This is a genomic window from Streptomyces sp. NPDC026673, from assembly GCF_040638135.1.
Taxonomy (GTDB): Bacteria; Actinomycetota; Actinomycetes; order Streptomycetales; family Streptomycetaceae; genus Actinacidiphila.
On the sequence record NZ_JBEZXR010000027.1, the window covers coordinates 82,453 to 103,276 of the forward strand.

A 20,824-nucleotide genomic window follows, 5' to 3' on the forward strand; every position below is an offset into this window, starting at 1 on the left:
CGCGCCGCCCCGCCCGCCCGCCCGTCAGCCGAAGCGCCCCGCGCGGTGCGGGCGGACCGCGGCGGCGACGGCGTCGGCCAGGGCCGGCACCTCCTCCGCCGCGACGGGCGAGACGGTGATACGGATGCCCGGCGGGGAGTCCAGCCGGAAGCGCGCGCCGGGGGCGACGGCCCAGCCCGCCTGCAGGAGCCCGGACACGGCACCGGTCTCGTCGGGCACGGGCACCCAGACGTTCATGCCGCTGCGGCCGTGGGCGGCGACTCCGCGGTCGGCGAGCGCGCGCACCAGGGTGTCGCGGCGCGCGGCGTAGGCGGCGGAGACGGCCGGGATGTCGACCGCGCCGGTGCGCCACAGATGGGCGACGGCGTGCTGGAGCAGATGGCTGACCCAGCCGGGGCCGAGCCGGTAGCGGCCGCGGACCCGGTCCACGGTGCGCGGGTCCCCGGTGAGGGTGGCCAGGCGCAGGTCGGGGCCGTAGGCCTTGGCCGTGGAGCGGACCAGCATCCAGTGCCGCGTGCTGCCGGCGAGCGGGTGGAGCGGCAGCTCGGTGAGGCCGTGCACATGGTCGTCGTCGATGACCAGGACCCCAGGGTGACCGGCGAGGACGGCACGCAGCTCTTCGGCGCGCCCCGCCGAGACGGTGGCGCCGGTGGGGTTCTGGCCGCGGTCGGTGACGATCAGCGCCCGTGCGCCCCGCCGCAGGGCGGCGTCCACGTCGTCCGGCAGCGGGCCGTCGTCGTCCACACCGACCGGGACCGGCCGCAGCCCCAGGGCGGGCACCAGGTCGAAGACGCTGCCCCAGCCGGGGTCCTCGACGGCGACGGCGTCCCCCGGCCTCAGGTGGGCGAGGAGCGCCCGCTCCATGGCGTCGAGCGAGCCCGAGGTGACGGCGACGGGGCCGTCCGGGACGCCGTCGGCGTCGAAGGCGGCACGGGCCAGCCGGCCGAACTCCTCCTCGACCGGGGCCTGCCCGTAGAGCATGGGCTGCCGCGCGTGCCGGGCCGCGGCGACGGCGAGCGCCTCGGCGAACGGGGGCAGCAGCGCGGTGTCCGGGTTGCCGGTGGACAGGTCCCGCACCCCGGGCGGCACCTCCAGGCGGATCTCGTCGCGCGCGGTGGTCGCCGGACGCCGCCGCACCCGGCTGCCACGCCGGCCCGCCGTCTCGATCACACCCCGGTCGCGCAGCAGGCGGTAGGCGGCGGCGACGGTGTTGGGGTTGACGCCGAGCACGGCGGCGAGCTCCCGCAGCGGCGGCAGCGCGGCGCCCGGGGCCAACGCCCCCTGCCCGATGGCCTGTTCGACGCTGGCCGCGATCTCCGCTGCGCCCCGGCCGGTGAACGTGTACTCTCCTAGCACAAATAGCATTATGCACTAGTGCAAAGGATCGCGCCATGACCGCCGAGTCCGCCATGACCGCCGGGTCCGCCACGCCCTCCGCTGCCGGTGCGTACGCCGCCACCGAGCGCACCGTCCCGACCCGCAGCCGCGAGCGCGCCTCCTACGACCGCGACCTGGTGCACGCCATCCTCGACGCGGACTACCTCTGCCACCTCGGCTTCGTCCGCGACGGGGCACCCGTCGTGCTGCCGACCCTCTACGCCCGCGTCGGCGAACGGCTGTATGTGCACGGCTCCACCGGCTCGCGACCGCTGCGCGGCGCCGGCGAGGACACCGGGCTCCCGGTGTGCCTGACCGTGACGCATCTGGACGGGCTCGTACTGGCCCGCTCAGCCTTCAACCACACGATCAACTACCGATCCGTGGTGGTGCACGGCGTCGCCCGCCAGGTCACCGACCCCGCCGAACGCGCCACCGCGCTGGACGCCCTGGTCGACCACATCGTGCCCGGCCGCTCCGCCGACGCGCGCCCCGCCAACGCCAGGGAACTCGCCGCCACCGCCGTGATCGCCCTCGACCTTCACGAGGTCTCGGCCAAGGTGCGCACCGGCGGCCCCGGCGACGACCCCGAGGACCTCGCGCTCCCCCACTGGGCGGGCGTGCTGCCGGTGTCGCGCTCCTACGGCGCGCCCGAGCCCGCCGACGACCTCGATCCGTCCCTCCCCGTCCCCGGCTACCTCACGGCGCGCTGAAGGGATCCCGCGCATGCTCATCCACCCCTGGGACGCCGCCCACGACGACGCCGAGTGGCAGGACTGGCTGGCCGCACACGACTTCGGCCAGCTCGCGGTCAACGGCCTCGACGGCGAGCCGCCCTTCGTCCAGCCGCTGCACTTCGCCTATGACGCGGGGCGGCGCGAGGTCGTCACCCACCTCGCCCGCCCCAACCCGATCTGGGCCGCGCTCGAGGCCCACCCCCGGGTGACCCTGAGCGTCGTCGACGACTACACCTTCATCCCCGGCACCTGGCACGCCCCCGAGGGCGCGCCTCCCGAGCACGGCACGCCCACCAGCTTCTACGCCGCCGTGCAACTCCACTGCGTCGCCCACGTCGTGGACGACGCACAGGAGAAGGCGGACCTGCTGCACCGGCAGCTCGCCCACTTCCAGCCGCGCGGCGACCACGCCGAGGTCGCCCCCGGCCAGGCACCGTTCGGCCGGATGCTGCCGGGCATCCGCGGGCTGCGGCTGGAGGTCGCCGACGTCCGCGCGAAGTTCAAGTTCGGCGGGAACAAGCCGCGTGCGACGCAAGCGCGGGTGACCGGGCTGCTCGCCGAACGGGACGGTCCGGGCGACGCCGCCGCCCGGACCCACCAACTGCGCCGCCTGGGGCGGTCCGGTTAGTCGTCGATCGCCGCGCCGAACCGGGCGTTCTGGTACGGGGCGCCGAGCGAGCCACCGCCGTACGTCCAGCTCCCCGGCAGCTTCAGGCCCGTCGAACCGGCCGAGAAGACCCACACCACGCCGTCGTTGGTGTTCTCACCCGGAGCCGCGGCGAGTAGACCGTAGTAGCCGTCGGCGTTGGGGTCGGTGAGGGAGACCTGGCCGCCGAACTTGTCGCCCTTCTCCGCGCCGCCGGGCACGTTCGCGGTGTTCTGGTTCACATCCAGGACACCGGCCGTGGTGAGGCCCCCGGCCGAGCCGCGCAGGACCCACACGGCACCCGCGTCGGCGACACTGCCGATGTCCTCGCCCGAGGCGCCGATCGCCAGGTCCGCGTACCCGTCGCGGTTGACGTCGCCCACGGAGAGGTCGGAGCCGAAGCCGTCGGCGCGCTCCGCGACACCCGGCACGCCGGGGTTGTCCTGCGTCCACCAGTCCGGCGGGGTGCCCGGGCCCTCCTGTCCCACGGGCCCGTCGGCACTGCCGTAGTAGACGCCCACCAAGCCGCCGTTCATGAACTCGCCGCCGTCGTTGGGACTGTGCGGCTCGCCGGTGACCAGGTCGTCGAACCCGTCGCCGTTGATGTCGCCGGAGGCGACGACGGGACCGCCGCGCAGTGCGGTGATGGGCAGCGGGTCGATGTCGTCGCTGAGGATGACGTACGACCAGCCGTGGCCCGGTTCCTCGCCCAGGCTGAGGCCGGAGACCACGAGATCGGCGAGGCCGTTGTTGTCGTAGTCGCCGGTGGTCAGGGACACGGGCGAGATGCCCGGTCCCTCGGCCTGCCGGGCGAGCGAGGTGCGGCGGCGGTCCTTGAACTCCTTGAACGAGGATCCGCCCTTGTCCCCCGCCTTCGCGGTCTGGGGCGCGGCCTCGTACTGGTAGATGGACAGCCCGACCTTGTCGACCACCGCGAGGAGGTCGCCGGGGACGTACGTCGTGAAGTGGCCCGCGGCAAGGGCACTGCCGAAGCGGTCGCCCTTGAACGGGCTGACGGACTGCACCCAGTCGCTCGCGGCACCGGAGAGCCCCTGTGCCGAGCCCCACAGGACGACGACGCCGCCCGCGTCGGCGCCGACCCCGTCGAGGTCCTCACCGGGGATGCCGACGACCGCGTCGTCGTAGCCGTCCCCGTCGAGGTCGCCGCTGCCCACGGCCTGGCCGAAGGCGTCGCCGGTCTCGGCCGCACCGGGTACGCCCGCGGTGTTCTGGCTGAACACCTTCGCGTTGCTCGTGGTGACGCCCTTCGGGCCGCCGTACTGCACCGTGACGGCTCCGGCGCCGGACCGGCCGCCGACCGTCGCGCCGGGCGCGCCGGTCAGCACGTCCTCGTACCCGTCACCGTTGAAGTCCCGGTTCCGGTCATTGGCATGCGTGCCGCCGGGGGTCCCGGCGTAGGAAGCGGGGGCGGTGGCGATCGCCGCCCCGGTGATCAACAGGAATGACGCCGCGGCGACCGCAGCCGAGCGGTTCTTGCGCATGAGCGGCTCCTCCTCGCTCAAAAACGACCGGGCGGTGCGGGGGTGTCCGGAAAGAGCCCGTTTCCTTGTCCGGCACGGTCTTTGACACCCCATGGGGAGGATTGGTTGTAGGGGAACGCGAAACCGGCGCGGGGCGCGGCCGGCCGCGTGGTGGGGGTGTGCTGGGTGGGGGTGGGGGTACGGGTGGGTGGTTCGGCTGTCCCGCCGTCTCGCTCCCTGCGGTCGCAGAGATGCGGGCTGCGGATGGGAGGGTGGGGGCCCAGGGCCGGTTGGCGGTGTGCGACTGGTGGGTGGCGGGGGTTCAGGCTCCGGAGCGGGGTGCCTTTCCGGTGGCGGGGTCTCGTCGCCGGCCGCGGGTATAGATGGCCGCTTCCACGCCCACCGATCGTGGTGGGCGCGCCCGCCGTAACCGGCGTCTGCGGCTGATTCGAGGTGCCGTCGAGCCGTTGACGAGAGATCGGGCTCTCTTCCGCCGATATGTTCGGCGAAACAGAGCCCGATCTTTGAGCGGGGGGACATCGGGCTCGCTATCACCGACATAGTCGGCGGAACAGAGCCCGATCTTTGAACCGGAGAAGATCGGGCCCGCTTTCACCGACCATGTCGGCGAAACAGAGCCCGATCTCGGAAGGCCACCCGTCGAGCCCGGTGCTGCCGGGGAATCACCCGCAGACGCAGGTCACGGCAGGCGCGCCACCCACGAAGGGTGGGCGTGGCAACCAGCCATCTATACCCGCGGACGGCAACGAGACAGACACCCCCGGAAAGGGACCCCGCTCCGGCGCCTGAACCCCCGCCCACCACCCACCCGCACACGCCCGACAAGAGCCGCCCCCACCTTCCCCTCCGCAGCCAGCCGCTTTGCGACCGAAGGGAGCGAGACGGCGGGACAGCCGAGCCACCGGGCCCGCCACACCCCCACCGCCCCCGCCCCCGCCTCCGCCCCGGCGGACACCCGCCTACGCGGGTTGCGTCGCGGGAGCGGCGGTGTCCGTGTCGGCGGGGCTTCCCAAGGCCACGACCGTGGTCGTCCCCTGCTTCTTGGCGGTCTGGGCGACGAAGGCGCCCGCCAGGACGAGCGTGCCGCCGATCATCTGCGGGACGCCGAGGTGCTCACCGAGCAGCACCCAGGCCAGGATCGTACCGACGACGGCCTCCAGGCACGCCACCACACCCGCCACCTGGGGCGACAGGCGACGCACGGCCACGACGCCGGTCAGGTACGCGAGCACCGTCGCCACCAGCACGACCCAGCCGATCAGCAGCAGCGCCGGCACGTGCGTCTCCCCGAGGCCGGCCTGCCGGGTGAGCACCGACCAGTCCATCGTCCAGGGGCGGGCGACCGCGGTCAGCACGACGGCACCGATGAACAGACCGTAGGCGATGACGGCGACCGGGTCCGGCGCGTCGTCGCCCTCGCTGCCGTGGTCGGCCAGGACGAAGTAGCTGACCTGGCAGCAGGCGGCGCCGAAGGCGAGCGCGAGGCCGATGGGGTCGAAGGCGAGCCCGGACCACACCTCGACCACCGCCGCCATGCCTCCGACGGCCAGCACGACACCGATCGCGGCGGCCCTGCTGACCGCCTTGCGCTGGACGAAGCGCACCCAGCCGAGCAGCAGCGCCGGGCCGAGGAACTCCACGAGGATCGCGACGCCGACCGGGATCCGGGAGATCGCCGCGAAGTAGAGCGTCTGGACGCCGGCGACGCCGAGCAGGCCGAAGCCGAGCAGCAGCCCGGGGCGGCGGAACAGGAGCGCCCGGTGCCGCAGCACCACGGGCAGCATCACGAGCGTGGCACCGGCCACCCGCAGCCACACCACGTGCAGCGGGTCGAGCCCCGCCTCGATCAGCGGTTTGGCCGCCACCCCCGAACCACCGAACGCGAACGCGGACACCAGCGCGAGCCAGAGCCCGGCGTTCCTCCCCTGAGACACATGCATCGGGCCATGATGTCAGCTCGCGACAGGAGCGTCATCCCAAGTGACGGCTGTCACCCCTGGCCGCATGTGTCGATCAAGGAACCGGGCCCGGACCCGGCCGGCCGCACGGGCCCGGCGCCGCGGGCCCCGCGCCACCGCCCGGCGCCGCGCGGGCTCAGTAGCGGACGGCGCTCTGCAGCAGCGGCGGGTACACCGCGGAGGTCTCGCCGTCGACCGTGGTGCCCGCGAACTGCAGCATCGCCCGCAGGTCGCCGTGGAGGGGCGCGGGGTAGTTCAGGACCGGGGCCGACACCTCGTCCAGCCGCCGTACCTGCTCCGGGGCGAGGACGACGTCGAGGCCCGCGAGGTTGTCCTCGAGGTGTCCGAGCCGCCGAGCGCCGACGATCGGCACGACGGTGCCCTCGCGGGCGCGCAGCCAGGCCAGGGACACCGCGGCGGACGTGGTCCCGAGCTCGTCGGCGACGGCGGCGACCGCGTCGATCACGGCGTACTCGTCCTCGCCGGGACCGCCCACGAACGACGTGCGGGCGGAGTCGGTGACCGCGGCGCCGCGGCGGTACTTGCCGGACAGGAAGCCGTTCTTCAGCGGGCTCCACGGCACGAGCGCCATGCCCTGGTCGAGCGCGAGCGGGGCGAGTTCCCCCTCGACGGTGCGGGCCAGCAGCGAGTACTCGACCTGGAGCGCGATCAGCGGGGTCCAGCCCTTCAGCAGCGCGGTGGTCTGGGCCTGCGCGGTCAGCCAGGCGGGGGTGTTGGAGAACCCGATGTAGCGGATCTTGCCGGCGCGCACCAGGTCGTCGAGGGTGCGCAGGGTCTCCTCGATCGGGGTGTGGCGGTCCCAGTTGTGCAGCCAGTACAGGTCCAGGTAGTCGGTCCGCAGCCGGCGCAGCGTCTCGTCGAGTTGGGCGACGATCGACCCCCGGCCCGCGCCGCCGCCGTTGGGGTCGCCGGGGAAGAGGTTGGTGAAGAACTTCGAGGCGAGCACCACGTGCTCGCGTCGCCCGGGGTGGGCGGCGAACCAGTCGCCGAGGATGCTCTCCGAGTGGCCGTTGGTGTAGAAGTTCGCGGTGTCGACGAAGTTCCCGCCGCGGTCGAGATAGGTGGCCAGGATCTTCTCCGACTCCTCGACGCTGCACCCGGCGCCGCCGGGATCCTCGCCGAAGGTCATCGCGCCGAGGGCGAACGGGCTGACCCGCAGCCCGGAACGGCCGAGGGTGACGTAGTGGTCGAGCGGCATGGACGTGCTCCTGTGTCGGTCGGATCGGTCCCCTCCATGCAACGGGAGCCGGGCCGTGCGGGGTAGACCGATCCTCGCCCGCCCTTGCCCGATCCTGCCGACCACGCCCGAATCGGGCTACGGGCCCCGCGCGCCCACCACGTCCCGCCGGTCCGGCCCCGGCGTCACGGCCAGAGCAGCCCGCGCGTCCAGCCGCCGGGCGCGGCGGGATCGCGGGTGTAGCGCAGGCGGACGTGGCCCTGGGCCGGGGCGCCCTGCCAGAACTCGGCCTCCTCGGCGGCGAGCCGGTAGACGGTGTGGCCCTCCGGCACGTCGTCGGGGTGGGCGGCGATGTGCTCGGTGGCCCGGCGGCGGGCCTCCTCGTACGCGGCGCGCCCCTCCATCGGGGCGCTCATCACCCCGGTGAAGCCCGCGACCCGGGATGCCTCACGGCGGGCGAGGAAGTCCCGGCGGGCGGTCGCGCGGTCCAGGGTCTCGACCGGGCCGGTCACCCGGATCTGCCGGCCGTGCGCCGGCCAGTACCAGCTGAGGGCGGCGTAGGGGCGGTCCGCCAGCTCGCGGCCCTTGCGGCTGGCGGCGTCCGAGGCGAAGTCGAAGGCGAGGCCGTCGAGGTCGATGCCGCGCAGCATGAGCACCCGGGCGGACGGGCGGCCCGCGGCGTCCGCCGTGCTGAGGGTCATGACGTGGGGCTCCGGCACTCCGTCGTCGAGCGCGTGCGCCAGCCAGCGGGCGAACACCTGCCCAGGTTCCGGTCCGGCCGTCGCGGGGTCGAAGCGCGGAAGGGGCCCGGCGAGGACGGGCGCGGAGCGCATGCGCTCGCGGAGGGCGTCGGCGGTCACGGGAGGCCGGTCTTCGGCCCGGGTCTCGGCCTGGCTGCCGGCCCGGGTCTCGGCCTGGTCGTCGGTCACGCTCCGATCCTGGCATGCGGCCGCCCGGCGCACGCGATCCTGGCATGCGGCCGCCCGGCGCACGCGGTCCTGCCGTGCGCCGGGCGGCGTAGGAGCGGCCTCGTCAGGCCGGGAGGTGGAACTGCTGGTTGGTGCCGCCGGCGCAGGTCCAGATCTGCAGCCGGGCGCCGTTGGCGGTGGACTTGTCGGTGACGTCCAGGCACTTGCCGGAGGCGGGGTTCACCAGGGTGTCGCCGCTGCCGCGCTGCCAGACCTGGGCGCCGGTGCCGTTGCAGTCGTACAGCTGGACCTTGGTGCCGTTGGCGGTGCCGGCGGCCGTGAGGTCCATGCACTTGCCGAGGGCCCGTACGGTGCCGTCGGAACCCACCGTCCACTGCTGGGCGGTGGTGCCGTTGCAGTCGTACATCTGCACGGCCGTGCCGTTGGCGCTGCTCGCGGCGGCGACATCGACGCACTTGCCGCCGAGGCCGGTGATCTGGCCGGTGGAGCCGGTGGGCGGCGGCGGAGTGGTGCCGCCGGTGACGGTGTTGAAGATGCTCGAGAACTGCCAGGCGCTCTGCGGGGTGCCGCTGCAGGTGTCGGAGAGCTGGCCGTTGGTCGCGCAGGCCTTGTCGCGACCGACCGCCCAGAAGGCGAGTTCCTGGATGCCCTTGGACTTGGCGAAGTTGGCGAGGGTGGTGGCGTTGCCGGTCGTGAAGGTCTCGGCGGTGGTGTCGTTGACCCCGATCATCGGGGTGTTGCCCTCCATCGCCCACAGCTGCGCGTCGGTCTTGGTGGTCCAGATGGCACCGAGCTGACCGTGGAGGGCGGTGGCGGCGTCGGTGGCCGCCTTGCCCATGTCCATGGCCGGTCCGTAGTCCATCGTCATGATGTTGACGAGGTTGACGTTCAGCCCGTTGCTCTTGGCGTTGTTCAGCAGGCTGATCGAGTTGGACTCCAGACCGGTCGGGTTGACCGGAAGGGTGTACTGCACGTCGAGCTTGCGGCCGGCCGCCGCGTACTCCTGCTGGAGCTGGGCGAGCGCCTTGTTGCGGCGGTCGTTGGCGGCGGTGTTGTTCAGGGTGCCGCCCTCGATGTCGAGGTCGATGCGGGTGAGGTTGAGGGCGTCCACGACCTTCTTGTACTGGGCCTTGAGCGCGGACACGCTCGTACAGGAGACGCCGATCTCGGTACCGGAGGCGCCGCCGAAGGAGGCGATGACGTCGCCTCCGGCCGCCCGCAGGGAGTTGACGGCGGAGGTCCAGCCGGCGTCGGTCACGGGGGTGTCGCCGTTGAACATGGCGTTGCAGCCGCCGCCGTCGATGACGAAGGCGAGCGTGAAGTACTTCAGGCCCGTGGCGTTGCGGGCGTTGGCCATCGCGGAGGGCGAGTTCCAGGTCTCGACGTACGGCGCGGCGTACTGGGCGGGGAAGCCCGGGCCGGGGTTGGCGGCGGCGCTCGCGCTGCCGCCGCCGGCGACGACGGCGGTGGCGGCCAGCGCGAGGACGGCGGGGGCCGCGGTGAGCGCTCTGACGGCGGATTTCAGCACAGGACGGCTCCTGTCATGAGCGCACCAGGGGTGCGCGTTGTGGGGGGTGGCAAGCCGTTGGATGGAGCGGGGGACTTGAGCAGCCGTTCATGTAGGTGAACATTGCCTCACTACATGAACAGCTGATGGCCGCAGACGTTATGGACTAGACCAGCCCGGCGTCAACCCCCTCGTGCCGGCCGCCGACGGGCGTGCCGGTGACCGCGCGCGGGCGCGTGGGCATGCCCGGGGGCGGGGTGCCGCCGCCCGCCGTGCGGACGGCGGCACCCCGCCTGGTGTCATCCGGCCGGGGTCAGGGACCGGAGACGAGATTGGCCACGTTGTTCGCGGAGTTGGAGGGGCCGCCGCTGTTGTTGATGACGTGGCTGATCGTGCCCGTACCGCCGAGGGAGACCGTCACCATGTTGTGGAAGCGGACCCCGGACACCGCGGGCACCTCGAAGGCGCGATCGGCGACGACGGACGGATTGACGTTGAAGTAGCAGTAACTGCCCAGGCCCCAGGCCTCGTGGGAGGTCACCGAGGGGCTGACCTTGTAGGCGTCGTAGCCGCGAGTGGAGCCGTTCATCCAGGCGGCCTGGTTGGGCGGGTCGTACGGCATCTCGTTCTGGAAGAAGTAGGTGCGGCCGCCGTTGCCGTTCCAGATCACCTGGTGCTGCTGGTAGTGCTCCACGAACAGGCCGTACATCGTCACGTTCGTGCCGTTGACGATCAGGCCGTTGGCGGCGGTGTTGCTGTTCCAGCCGACGCCGCTGCCGTGGTCGGCCCGCCACAGCCACATGTGGTCGCCGATCACGTTCGAGCTGTTGACCACCAGGCTCTGGGTGGCCTTGCCCACGCCGGCGCCGCCGATGCGGAAGAAGACGTCGTGCAGCGAGGTCGGGTCGGCCGTGTGCCGCGCGGACGAGCCCGCGGGGCCCACCTGCATCAGCGTCTGCGAGTTGGTGGTGCCCGCGTCGATGAGCAGCCCGGCGATCTTCACGCCGTCGACGTCGGCCACGTTGACGGCGGTGATGCCGTTGTCCGGGATGACGGTCGCCAGGCCGAGGCCCAGGACCACGGTGCCGGCCCGGTTGATGTTCAGCGTCTGGTTGAGGTGGTAGACGCCCGGCGTGAACAGCAGGTTCTTGCCCTGGGCGAGGGCGCCGTTGATGTCGGTGGCGGTGGCGCCGGGCTTGACGACGAAGAACTGGTCGATCGGCAGGGAGCTGCCCGCCGGACTGCCGCCCGCCCAGGTCGTGCCCTGGGTGTTGGTGCGCAGCGCGGGGACGAAGACCTTGTAGGCGCCGGCCGAGTCCACGTACAGGAAGGGCTTCTCGCGGGTGACCGGCGACTGCGCGACCGTGGTGTAGGGCGGGCTGGGGAAGGTGTTGGCCGGGGCGTTGACGTCGCCGACGAAGACCATGTTCCAGTTGGAGCCGGTCCAGCTGCCCCACTGACTGTTCCGCGAGAGCCACTGCTGCTGCGATCCGGAGCGCACCTGGCCGTCGATCTTGGAGTCGGCGATCAGGCCGCCGCTCGACCAGCCGCCGTCGTCCAGCTGCAGGTTGCCGCGGACGTGCATGCGCCGGTACGGGGCGGCCTGCGAGACCGCCCAGCGGTCGGTGCCGCCGGCCGGGTTGACGGAGAGGTTCTCCGCCGAGCGCCAGAAGTTCTGGGTGGCGTTGCCCTGGAACCAGTCGGCCTCGGCGTGGACCGCGCCGTTGATCGTCACATCGTCCGGCGACAGGCCGAGGCCCGCGACCTGGGTGTAGAAGCCGACATTGGCGTCCACGTTGTAGCTGCCCGGCTTGAAGAGCAGGGCGTAGCGCTGCGCGCCGAACTGGTTGGACTCCTGCTGGCCGAAGACCTGGTTGAGCCGCCCCTGGATGGTCGCCGACGACATCGACGGGTCGAATACGGAGACGTTGGGGCCGAGGTCGGGGGTGCCCGGCGGGTTCTGCGGCGCGTCCGTCGAGCCGAGGCTGAACGACTGGGCCGCGGTGCCGTTGCAGGTGTACTGCTGGATGCGCGCGCTGTCGGCGGTCGAGGCCGCGGGCACGTCGAGGCATTTGCCGCTGTTGCGGTTGACGAAGTGGTACGTCCCGCCGGTCTCCTCGACCGGCAGCCACTGCTGGTTGGCGCCGCCGGAGTAGGACCAGAGCTGGACCGGTGCGCCGTCGGCCGTGGAGACGTCGGTGACGTCCCAGGACTTGGCGGCGTCGTTGCGGTTGTTCACCCGGACGTATCCGTCGCTGGTCGGCTGGAACTGCCACTGCTGCGCGGTGGTCCCGTTGCAGGCGTACTGCTGGACCGCGGTGCCGTCGGCGGTGCCCGCGGCGGCCGCGTCGACGCACTTGCCGCTGTGCTTGGCCGCGACGGTCACCCAGCCGGTGGGGAGGGTGGCGGCCTGGGCCTGCGGCGCGGTCAGCGCGACGGCGGACAGGCCCGAGGCGAACAGGGCGGCCAGGGCGAGCGGTACGACGCGGCGTCGGGGCCGGCCGCCGACGGGGGTGCCGGGCGGCGGCGCTCCAAGGGTTCTCATGGATGACTCCTGTGCCGCGCGGGGCGCGGCGCCGTGGGGGGGGAGGTGAGCGGGCATGCCGAAGGGGGCGACGGCATGGCGCGGGATGACGGAGCTGGGGCGGGGGGAGGTGGGGGGCGGAAGTGGGGGGTGGCCGGGCGCACGCGCCCGGCCGGCGACAGCGGCTCAAAGGTCGGAACGACCTTTCTTCACGGCGTGAAGTTAGGCTTCTGCAGCGGACACGTCAAGAGGTCGCGCTACGGATTTCGAACGCCGGCGGGATCGTGGTACTGCCTCAACTCGGGCCCGGGTAAAGGGATTCACGCAGATGGCAGCGGATTCCCCACACCCCGGCCACCCCTGTTGCCCGGCGCCGGGCCGGTCAACACTTGAACACGCCCCTCCGGCCGGCCCTCCCGGACCGGTCCGGGCGTCGGCAGCCACCGCCCGGACCCGCTGATCAAACGACCGCCACCTGGGCGGACGGTACTGGTCTGTACCAAAGTCTTGACTGCACCCTTCCTTCACTCCTTAAATCACGAGTTGACGAAGGCCTCCCCACCGCCTCCCCCCACCTCCCTTCTCCACCCCGCTCCCCCACCGGCGCCCCCCACACGCGCCCGCCGACCGGGAAGGACCTCCCCCCATGACCCGTGCCACGACCTCCGCGCGGCGCGTCGCCGCCCGCCTCTTACTGCTGCTCGCCGTACTCCTGGGCGCCGTCGCGGGCCCGGCCACGTCCGCTCCCGCCGCCGCCCCCTTCAAGGTGCTGGCGTTCTACAACGGGACCTGGGACGCCGCCCACATCAGCTTCGTCAGGGAAGCCAACCAGTGGTTCCCGCAGGCGGGTGCCGCCAACGGCTTCACCTACACCTCGACGACCAACTGGAACCTGCTGACGGACGCCGGCGCACTGAGTCAGTACCAGGTCGTCCTGTTCCTCGACGACGCCCCGCAGAGCGCCGCCCAGCGCTCCGGCTTCGAGGCCTACATGCGCGGCGGCGGCGCCTGGATGGGCTTCCACGTGTCGGCCTTCACCACCTCGGCGCAGAGCTGGCCGTGGTACTACAACCAGTTCCTCGGCAGCGGGAACTTCCGCTCCAACACCTGGGGTCCGACCACCGCCACCCTGCGCACGGAGGACCGCTCCCACCCCTCCACCGGGCACCTGCCCGCGACGTTCACCTCGTCGGTGAGCGAGTGGTACAGCTGGAGCAACGACCTTCGCGCCAACCCCGACATCGACATCCTGGCGTCCGTCGACCCGGTCAGCTTCCCCCTGGGCACCGACCCGAACCAGTCGTGGTACAGCGGCTACTACCCGATCCTGTGGACCAACACCAAGTACCGCATGCTGTACGCCAACTTCGGCCACAACGCGATGAACTACGACACGAACACCGCCCTGTCGTCGACCTTCGCCAGCGCCACCCAGAACACCTTCCTCCTCGACGGCCTCAAGTGGCTCGGCACCGGCTCCACGGGGGACCCCACCCCCACCGATCCGATCTCCGAGACCGCCTGGTACTCCCTGGTGAACGCCGGCAGCGGCCGCTGCGTGGACGCCCGCGCCGCCGCGACGGCCAACGGCACGGCGATCCAGCAGTACACGTGCAACTCCACCACGGCCCAGGACTTCCGCGTCCTCGGCACGGACGGCGGCTACACCCGTCTCGCCGCCCGCAACGACACCACGAAGGCCGTGGACGTCACGGACGTCTCCACCGCCGACAACGCCCCGCTCCAGCTCTGGACGTACGGCGGGGGCGCCAACCAGCAGTGGAAGCCGGTCGCCGAGACCGCCGGCCGCTACCACTTCACCGCCCGCCACAGCGGCAAGTGCCTCACCGCCCCCACCGGCGACCCCAGCGGCACCCAGCTCGTCCAGCGCCCCTGCGACGGCTCCGCCGCGCAGTCCTTCCAACTCGTCGTCCGTCCCTGACCCGGACGACGGGACCGACGTGCCGCCCCGCCCCCGCCAGGGCCGGGGCGGCACGTGCTCCACGCCCGCGGACGCCGCCCGGCTCAGCGACAGGGGCAACCGCCGCCGGACGCGCTGAACGCCCCCACCAGGGTGTCGGCCCGCACCCACAGCTCCGGGTCGTCGACGCCGGTCACGCGGACCATCACCAGGCAGCACCCGGCGGCACGCGCCAACTCCACGTCCACGCGGCGGTCCGGGCCGACGAGCGGATACCCGTACCAGCCGTCGGGACTCTCGTCGTCCGTGCCGGCGAGGCCGAGCTCGACGGTCTCCCAGTCGGTGCGATCGAAGTCATGGCCGTTGTAATGGGAGAGGAGTTCCAGGAACGGCCGGACGTTCTCGCTCCAGACCCAGCCCCCCACCACCCCGCTCGCCCGCCCCGGGACACCCGTGTCAGGAGATCGCATCCCACCACTGTGCCATCCGAGGTGCCCCCGCCGGCACCGGCTTGCCGGCCGGTGCCGGCAGGGGCGCGGCCGGACTTCCGTCCTCAAGGGCCCAGGCACAGGGCCCGCGTACACCCCAGGGCGTCCTGGGACACGTTCACCGTTTCTGACTGGTCGTCAGTATTGAAACTTCCCCCCGCGGCCGTTACGTTCCGTTCACTCGCCGACACAAGGGAGTGTGGTCGTATGGCCGAGGTCTCCGCACAGGCCCGCATCGCGGCTCCGGCCGAGAAGGTCTGGAACACCCTCACCGACTTCAGCTCGCACACGCGGTGGAGCACCACCCACACCGGCTTCCCCGACGGCGGCCCCGCGCCGCTGGAGACCGGCGCGACCTACCGGGAGAACATGAAGCTGATGGGCTTCCCGGCCGAGGTGACCTGGGAGGTCACCTCCGTCGAGCCCGGGCGGGGATTCGAGATCGCGGGCAAGGGCCCGATGGCCGTGGACCTGCTGACCCGCTACAGCCTGACGCCGGACGGCGACCAGACCGACGTGCGTATCGACGGCGCCTTCAACGGCGCGGCCGTCGCCCTCATGGCGGGCAAGCTCAAGGACACCGCCACCGCCGCCCTCAACGAGTCGCTGCGCAAGCTCGCCGGTCTCGTCGAGTAGCACGCGATGACCCCGGAAGCCGGGAACCGCGGTCGCGCCCGCCCGCGGTCCCCGGCGCCCGCCGCCTAACGCAGCACCGCGTCGGCGCTCTTGTCCCCCACCGTGAAGGTGTACCTGCCGGGTTCGACGCGTCGCGTACCCGCGCCGTCGATGTCGCCCGGCGTCACCGCGAGCGCGTCGCGCGCGAACCCGAGCCGCACGGTCCTCTTCTCGCCCGCCTTCAGGTGCACCTTGGTGAAGGCGACCAGCTTGCGGGACGGCCACAGCACCTGGCTGACCGCCCGCGACGCGTAGACCGGGACCACCAGGTCGCCGTCCCGCGCCCCGGTGTTGGACACGGTCACCTTGACGCCCCTGGCGTCGGCGGTGAGGGCGTCGTAGGCGTACGTCGTGTAGGACAGGCCGGCTCCGAAGGGGTGGAGCACGTCGTACGTGGACTCCAGCCCGCCGTTCGTGCCGGGCAGTTGCTGGTAGTACAGCGGCTCGTTGCCGATGTCCTTCGGCCACGAGACCGGCAGCCGCCCGCTGGGGTTGACCTTGCCGAAGAGCACGTCGGCGACGGCTCCACCGCCCTCGGTGCCGGGCAGCCAGGACATCAGCAGGCCGTCGGTGCCCGCCGCGTCGCCCAGGACCAGCGGACGGCCCGCGACGACCACGGTGACGACCGGCTTGCCGCTCGCCTTCAACGCCTTGACCAGTGCCTGCTGGTCGGCCGACAGCTCCGGGCGCGGGCTGTCCGCCGCGCCCTCGGCCGCGGCCTTCTCGCCGACCACGACCACGGTCAGATCCGCGTCCTTCGCCCGCTCCACCGCGTCGTCTGCGGTCGTGGCCCGTACGACCTCGGTGCCGGAGGGCGCCGCCGCGCGGATGCCCTCCAGGATGGTCGTCCCGGGCAGGTCGACGCCCTCGGGCACGCCCTGCCAGCCGATCGTCCAGCCGCCGACCTGGTCGTTGATGTCGTCGGCGTACGTGCCCGCCACCACGATCCGCTTCGTGCCCGCGCGCACCGGCAGCACGCCGCCCTCGTTGCGGAGCAGCACCTGCGACTCGGCGGCGGCCCGCCGCGCGAGGGCGGTGTCCGTGCCGAGGACGGCCTTGTCGGCCTTGGCGGGGTCCACGTACGGGTGCTCGAAGAGGCCGAGCTCGAACTTCAGCCGCAGGATGCGGGCGACGGCCTCGTCGATGCGCCGGGTCGACACCAGTCCGCGGTCGACGGCCGTCTTCAGGCCGGTGCTCCACTCCTTGGCGAAGTACGGTTCCATCGCCATGTCGAGGCCGGCGTTGACGGCGAGGGCGATCGCCTCCGGGTAGTCCGCGGCGATCCTGTAGCGGGTCTGGAGGGCGCGCACGTCCTCCCAGTCGCTGACCGTGACGCCCTTGAAGCCCCACTGCTGGCGGAGCACCTTGGTCAGCAGGTACGTGGACGCGGTGGCCGGTACGCCGTTGACGGCACCGGAGTTGACCATCACGGTCTTGGCGCCCGCCCGGACCGCCTGCCGGTAGGAGGGCAGGAGGGTGTCCTGGAGGTAGCGGACGGACACGTCGGCGGGCACGCGGTCGTGGCCGTTGGAAGGCTCGGAGTAACCGCCGTAGTGCTTGACGCTGGCGGCGACGCGCTTGGACCCTCCCGCGTGCTCGATGCCCGTGACCGCGGAGGCGGCGAGGGTGCCGGCGAGCAGCGGGTCCTCGCCGTAGGTCTCGTAGTAGCGGCCCCAGCGCTGGTCGCGGGCGAGGTCGGCGACGGGGGAGAAGTTCCAGTCGATGCCGGTGGCGGCCACCGCGCGGGCGGTCGCGGCGGCGGAGTCCTTCACCGTTCCCGGGTCCCAGGTGGCGCCGAGGCCGATCTGGTGCGGGAAGATCGTGGCGCCGAGCACGTTGTTGTGGCCGTGCACCGCGTCCACGCCGTACAGGATCGGGATGTGCAGGCGGGTGTTGGTGATCGCGTACTTCTGCACGGCGTTGACCATCTTCGCCCAGTCCTGGGGCGTGTTCCTGGCCGGGGTCATGCCGCCGCCGGAGATCACCGAGCCGACGGGGTAGTCGGCGAGGACGGTCTTCATGCAGCTCTCGTTGAGCTCGCCGCCGCTCCACTCGCAGTCGCCCTGGATGCGGGCGACGGCGATCTGGTCCATCTGGCCGATCTTCTCCTGCAGCGTCATCCGCTTGAGCAGGTCCTTCACGCGCTGTTCCACGGGGGCTCCGGCCCGGGTGTAGACAGGCCCGTCGGCCTGGGCGGGTACGGAGGCGACCGCGGCGGCGCAGGCGGCCGCGGTCGAGAGGACGAGGAGACTTCTCAACCGGTTGCGGAGGTGGCGTGTGCGCGGTTCGTTCGCTGGCATCGCAGGCATCCCGTTCCTGTCCGGGCCCTTATGGGCACTGGCCGTAAACGTTTCCGGCTGCTGTCGCACCCGAAAGCCTGACGCTGACATGACATATCGTCAAGACTGTGACCGTACTGCGAACCCAGGAGCCCGACCCCTCCTCCGTCCCCCCGCCCAGGACCGGCCCCGCGATCACCCTCCGGGAACTCGCCCGGCGCAGCGGGGTGTCCACCGCCACCGTCTCGCGCGCGCTCAACGGCCGGGCCGACGTCAGCCAGGCCACCCGAGAACGCATCCGGCGGCTCGCCGGCGAACTGGGCTACGCGCCCAACGAGCCCGCCCGCACCCTGGTGCGCCGCCGCTCCGACACCATCGGCCTGCTGTGGGACACCGGACACGAGTCGCGGGGGCTCCACCACCCGTTCCTGCAGGGTCTGCTGAGCTCGGTGCGCACCGCCCTGTCCGACGCCGGGTACCACCTCATGCTGCTCACCACGGCCGGCCCGGACGACCCGGACACGACGTACGTCCAGGCCGTGCGGCGGCACAGCCTGGAGGGCGTCATCGCGATGGGCCGGCCCGTCGACGACCGCGCCCTGCGCGCCCTGGCCGCCTCGGGCATCCCCTGCGCCGGGCTGGACGTCACCCTCGACGGACCCCGCACGGTCGGCGTGGCCTCCGACAACACGGCCGGGGCCGAGTCCGCCGTCGCCCACCTGCACTCCCTCGGCCACCGCCGGATCGCCACCGTCACCGGGCCGCCGGAACTCGCCCCCGCGGCGGAGCGGCTGTCCGGCTTCCGCGCCGCCTGCGCGCGCCTGGCCCTGCCGCTGCCGGAGGAGTACGTCGTCACCGGCGACTTCTTCCTCGACAGCGGACGCCACGCCGTCCGACGGCTGCTCGCCCTTCCCGACCCCCCGACCGCCCTCTTCGCGGCGAGCGACCTGATGGCCATCGGCGCCCTGCACGCCGCGGCGGACGCGGGCCGCCGCGTCCCCGGCGACCTGGCGGTCGTCGGCTTCGACGACATCGACGCGGCCACGCTCGTGCGTCCCGCGCTCACCACGGTCGCCCAGGACCACCGCGCCCTGGGCACCGCGGCCGTCGCGGCGCTGCGTGACCTGCTCGGACCGGAGCCCCCGCGTCCGCTCCCGCCGCGCGTACTGCCGACCCGGCTGGTCGTCCGCGGGACGTGCGGGGCCCGGCACGAGCCGGCCGCCGCCGGGGACACCGCTGGCAACGGAGGATCCGCGAGCCGGTGAGCCCGAGAGCCGGCGACACAGGGGGCCGTGGCAAGCCCCTCCCAGGCCGCTCGGGAGCGGCGGTGGACACCCCGGTCCGAGCACCTGACCGATCGTCACCCGTCCGAGGACGGTGCGGCATTCATCCGTTCCGCCCGGGTACGGTACCGCTTGCCCAGGCAACGCCGGGCCGACGGAACGACAGGGGAGCCCGCCCATGCACATCACCCGCACCGCCGCCGCCCTCGCGCTCGCCGTGCTCGCCGCCGCCGTCACGGCCTGCGATCCCGCCGACGGCGGTGCCGCCGGCGACGGGCGGGCGCCCACGGACGGTTCCGCCACCGCGGAGCCGGCCGATCTGCCCTCCTTCGTCGGCATGGGCCTGCAGACCGCCCAGGACAAGGCCCAGTCCCTCGGCTTCTACCGCCTGGACTCGCACGACGCACAGGGCCGCGGCCGCGACCAGGTCTGGGACCGGGACTGGAAGATCTGCTTCCAGCGCCCGGAGCCGGGGCGCCGGCCCACCACCGCCACCATCGACTTCGGCGCCGTGAAACTCGAGGAGTCCTGTCCCGCCCGGGACGCCCCCCCGCCGACGCCGGCGGGCACGACGATGCCCGACTTCACCGGGAAGTCGCTGAAGGTGGCCCGCGCCTCGCTGACCACCTCGACCAGCATCACGGCGGAGGACTCCTCGGGTCAGGGCCGGTTCGTCCTCCTGGAGGGCAACTGGAAGGTCTGCTCGCAGTCGCCGGCCGCGGGCACCGGGCTGAAGGGGCAGCCGGTCGCCTTCAAGGCCGTCAAGTTCGGCGAGGACTGCCCTTGACGGTCCCGCCCGCACACGCCGGTGGCCCGGGACGCGCACGTCCCGGGCCACCGGTGTACGGGGCCCTCCCCCGCCTCCGGGTCAGTCCTCGTCGGCGAGGATCAGATAGAGCTTCTTGCGGGCCTCGTTGACCACGGTCAGCGCCTTGTCGCGCTGCTCGGGAGTACCGGTCGCCCAGACCTGCCGGAAGGCGTCGACCAGGCCGGCGCCCGCCTTGCGGATCTCGTTCATGGCCTCCCAGTCGATGCCGCGCCCGGCCTCCTCCCAGGGGGCGTCGGGCCCCGCCTCGGCCTCGGTGCGGCCGGCCTCGGTGAGCGTGAACAGCTTCTTGCCGCCCTCCGACGCACTGCTGATCAGACCCTCGTCCTCCAGCAGTTGCAGAGTCGGGTAGACCGAGCCGGGGCTCGGCTTCCACGCGCCGCCACTGCGCTCGACGATCTCCTGGATCATCTCGTAGCCGTGCATGGGCCGGTCGGCGAGCAGCGCCAGGATCGAGGCGCGCACATCGCCGCGCCGCGCCCTGCCGCGCGGGCCTCCCCTGCCGCCCCGTCCGCCGTGCCACGGGCCGGGACCCCACGGGCCCCCGCCGCCGCCGAAAGGCGGCCCGAACGGGCCGAACGCCGCCCGCAGTCCCTCGTGCTCGTGGTCGCCGCGGCCGCGATGGCCGGGCCCGAAGTGTCCGTTTCCATGGGAACGCACGATGACGCTCCTTCCATCGTTGAACGGTCGCGATGCGTCAACGATATATCGGTAACAGTCGCACGGCAAGGCCCTTCCGAGCTGTCCCGTTGTCCTGTCTCAGCGAAGATGCACCGGTCTCACCGGAGATTGACGACTGAGCTGTTCGTCTCATCGAAGTTTCACCTGACACCGCTGCCGGCTGCGGCTTCCAGGAGCGTGGGTGGCAGGTCTTGTCCATGTCCGAAGCGGTGGTTGCGACGACGGGGCGCGGCCCCGCGAGTGCGGTACTCGGGTACGGCATAAGCTCGGCAGATGGCGAAGTACTTCGACGT

The 20,824-nt window shown here is 72.6% G+C and carries 16 protein-coding genes; 6 read left to right on the forward strand and 10 right to left on the reverse strand.

All coding sequences use genetic code 11. The features are described from left to right. Positions 1-24: 24 nt before the first annotated feature. Positions 25-1,356, reverse strand: coding sequence for an aminotransferase class I/II-fold pyridoxal phosphate-dependent enzyme (locus AB0F62_RS20095; RefSeq protein ID WP_361800436.1), 1,332 nt, complete (start codon positions 1,354-1,356; stop codon positions 25-27). A 53-nt stretch (positions 1,357-1,409) separates the two neighbouring features. Here AB0F62_RS20095 and AB0F62_RS20100 point away from each other — a divergent pair, with 53 nt between their 5' ends. Together AB0F62_RS20100 and AB0F62_RS20105 are read left to right on the forward strand one after the other, a co-directional pair. Further along, on the forward strand, positions 1,410-2,090 hold the full coding sequence (locus AB0F62_RS20100) for a pyridoxamine 5'-phosphate oxidase family protein (protein WP_361800488.1): 681 nt from the start codon (positions 1,410-1,412) through the stop codon (positions 2,088-2,090). Positions 2,091-2,103: 13 nt separating this feature from the next. Then, a complete protein-coding gene (locus AB0F62_RS20105) occupies positions 2,104-2,742 on the forward strand; it encodes an FMN-binding negative transcriptional regulator (protein ID WP_361800439.1) in 639 nt (212 codons plus the stop codon). Here the strand turns inward: AB0F62_RS20105 and AB0F62_RS20110 are convergent. The 6 genes from AB0F62_RS20110 to AB0F62_RS20135 form a co-directional block, all read right to left on the reverse strand. Beyond that, entirely contained in the window at positions 2,739-4,262 is a 1,524-nt protein-coding gene (locus AB0F62_RS20110; RefSeq protein ID WP_361800442.1) for an FG-GAP repeat protein, read from the reverse strand. The two genes, AB0F62_RS20105 and AB0F62_RS20110, sit on opposite strands and share 4 nt — an antisense overlap. A 959-nt stretch (positions 4,263-5,221) precedes the next feature. After that, positions 5,222-6,202: an EamA family transporter gene (locus AB0F62_RS20115; RefSeq protein ID WP_361800445.1), complete on the reverse strand. Its 981-nt coding sequence runs from the start codon at positions 6,200-6,202 to the stop codon at positions 5,222-5,224. Between the two features lie 154 nt (positions 6,203-6,356). Beyond that, entirely contained in the window at positions 6,357-7,439 is a 1,083-nt protein-coding gene (locus AB0F62_RS20120; protein WP_361800448.1) for an aldo/keto reductase, read from the reverse strand. A gap of 164 nt (positions 7,440-7,603) precedes the next feature. After that, positions 7,604-8,347 carry a pyridoxal 5'-phosphate synthase gene (locus AB0F62_RS20125; protein ID WP_361800451.1) on the reverse strand — a complete coding sequence of 248 codons (744 nt, stop codon included), beginning with the start codon at positions 8,345-8,347 and terminating at the stop codon, positions 7,604-7,606. 103 nt (positions 8,348-8,450) lie between these two features. Beyond that, complete coding sequence (locus AB0F62_RS20130) at positions 8,451-9,875, reverse strand: ricin-type beta-trefoil lectin domain protein (RefSeq protein WP_361800454.1); 1,425 nt, start codon at positions 9,873-9,875, stop codon at positions 8,451-8,453. 292 nt (positions 9,876-10,167) lie between these two features. Next, positions 10,168-12,399, reverse strand: coding sequence for an RICIN domain-containing protein (locus AB0F62_RS20135; protein ID WP_361800457.1), 2,232 nt, complete (start codon positions 12,397-12,399; stop codon positions 10,168-10,170). Positions 12,400-13,024: 625 nt separating this feature from the next. On the opposite strand from AB0F62_RS20135, the gene AB0F62_RS20140 reads away from it, so the two are divergent. Further along, the gene (locus AB0F62_RS20140) at positions 13,025-14,320 is read left to right on the forward strand and encodes a ThuA domain-containing protein (protein WP_361800460.1); all 1,296 of its coding nucleotides are present in this window, start codon (positions 13,025-13,027) and stop codon (positions 14,318-14,320) included. Between the two features lie 83 nt (positions 14,321-14,403). On the opposite strand, the gene AB0F62_RS20145 is transcribed toward AB0F62_RS20140, so the two are convergent. Further along, complete coding sequence (locus AB0F62_RS20145) at positions 14,404-14,769, reverse strand: hypothetical protein (protein WP_361800463.1); 366 nt, start codon at positions 14,767-14,769, stop codon at positions 14,404-14,406. A gap of 225 nt (positions 14,770-14,994) precedes the next feature. Here AB0F62_RS20145 and AB0F62_RS20150 point away from each other — a divergent pair, with 225 nt between their 5' ends. Further along, a complete protein-coding gene (locus AB0F62_RS20150; protein WP_361800466.1) occupies positions 14,995-15,423 on the forward strand; it encodes an SRPBCC family protein in 429 nt (142 codons plus the stop codon). A 65-nt stretch (positions 15,424-15,488) separates the two neighbouring features. Here the strand turns inward: AB0F62_RS20150 and AB0F62_RS20155 are convergent, their stop codons facing one another. Then, positions 15,489-17,762 (reverse strand): glycoside hydrolase family 3 N-terminal domain-containing protein, encoded by a 2,274-nt coding sequence (locus tag AB0F62_RS20155; protein WP_361800469.1) that lies wholly within the window; start codon positions 17,760-17,762, stop codon positions 15,489-15,491. A 107-nt stretch (positions 17,763-17,869) separates the two neighbouring features. On the opposite strand from AB0F62_RS20155, the gene AB0F62_RS20160 reads away from it, so the two are divergent. Continuing rightward, on the forward strand, positions 17,870-19,006 hold the full coding sequence (locus AB0F62_RS20160) for a LacI family DNA-binding transcriptional regulator (RefSeq protein WP_361800472.1): 1,137 nt from the start codon (positions 17,870-17,872) through the stop codon (positions 19,004-19,006). 196 nt (positions 19,007-19,202) lie between these two features. Next, a complete protein-coding gene (locus AB0F62_RS20165; RefSeq protein WP_361800475.1) occupies positions 19,203-19,811 on the forward strand; it encodes a PASTA domain-containing protein in 609 nt (202 codons plus the stop codon). Positions 19,812-19,892: 81 nt separating this feature from the next. Here AB0F62_RS20165 and AB0F62_RS20170 read toward each other — a convergent pair whose 3' ends face one another. Next, the gene (locus AB0F62_RS20170) at positions 19,893-20,510 is read right to left on the reverse strand and encodes a PadR family transcriptional regulator (RefSeq protein ID WP_361800478.1); all 618 of its coding nucleotides are present in this window, start codon (positions 20,508-20,510) and stop codon (positions 19,893-19,895) included. Positions 20,511-20,824 lie beyond the last annotated feature (314 nt).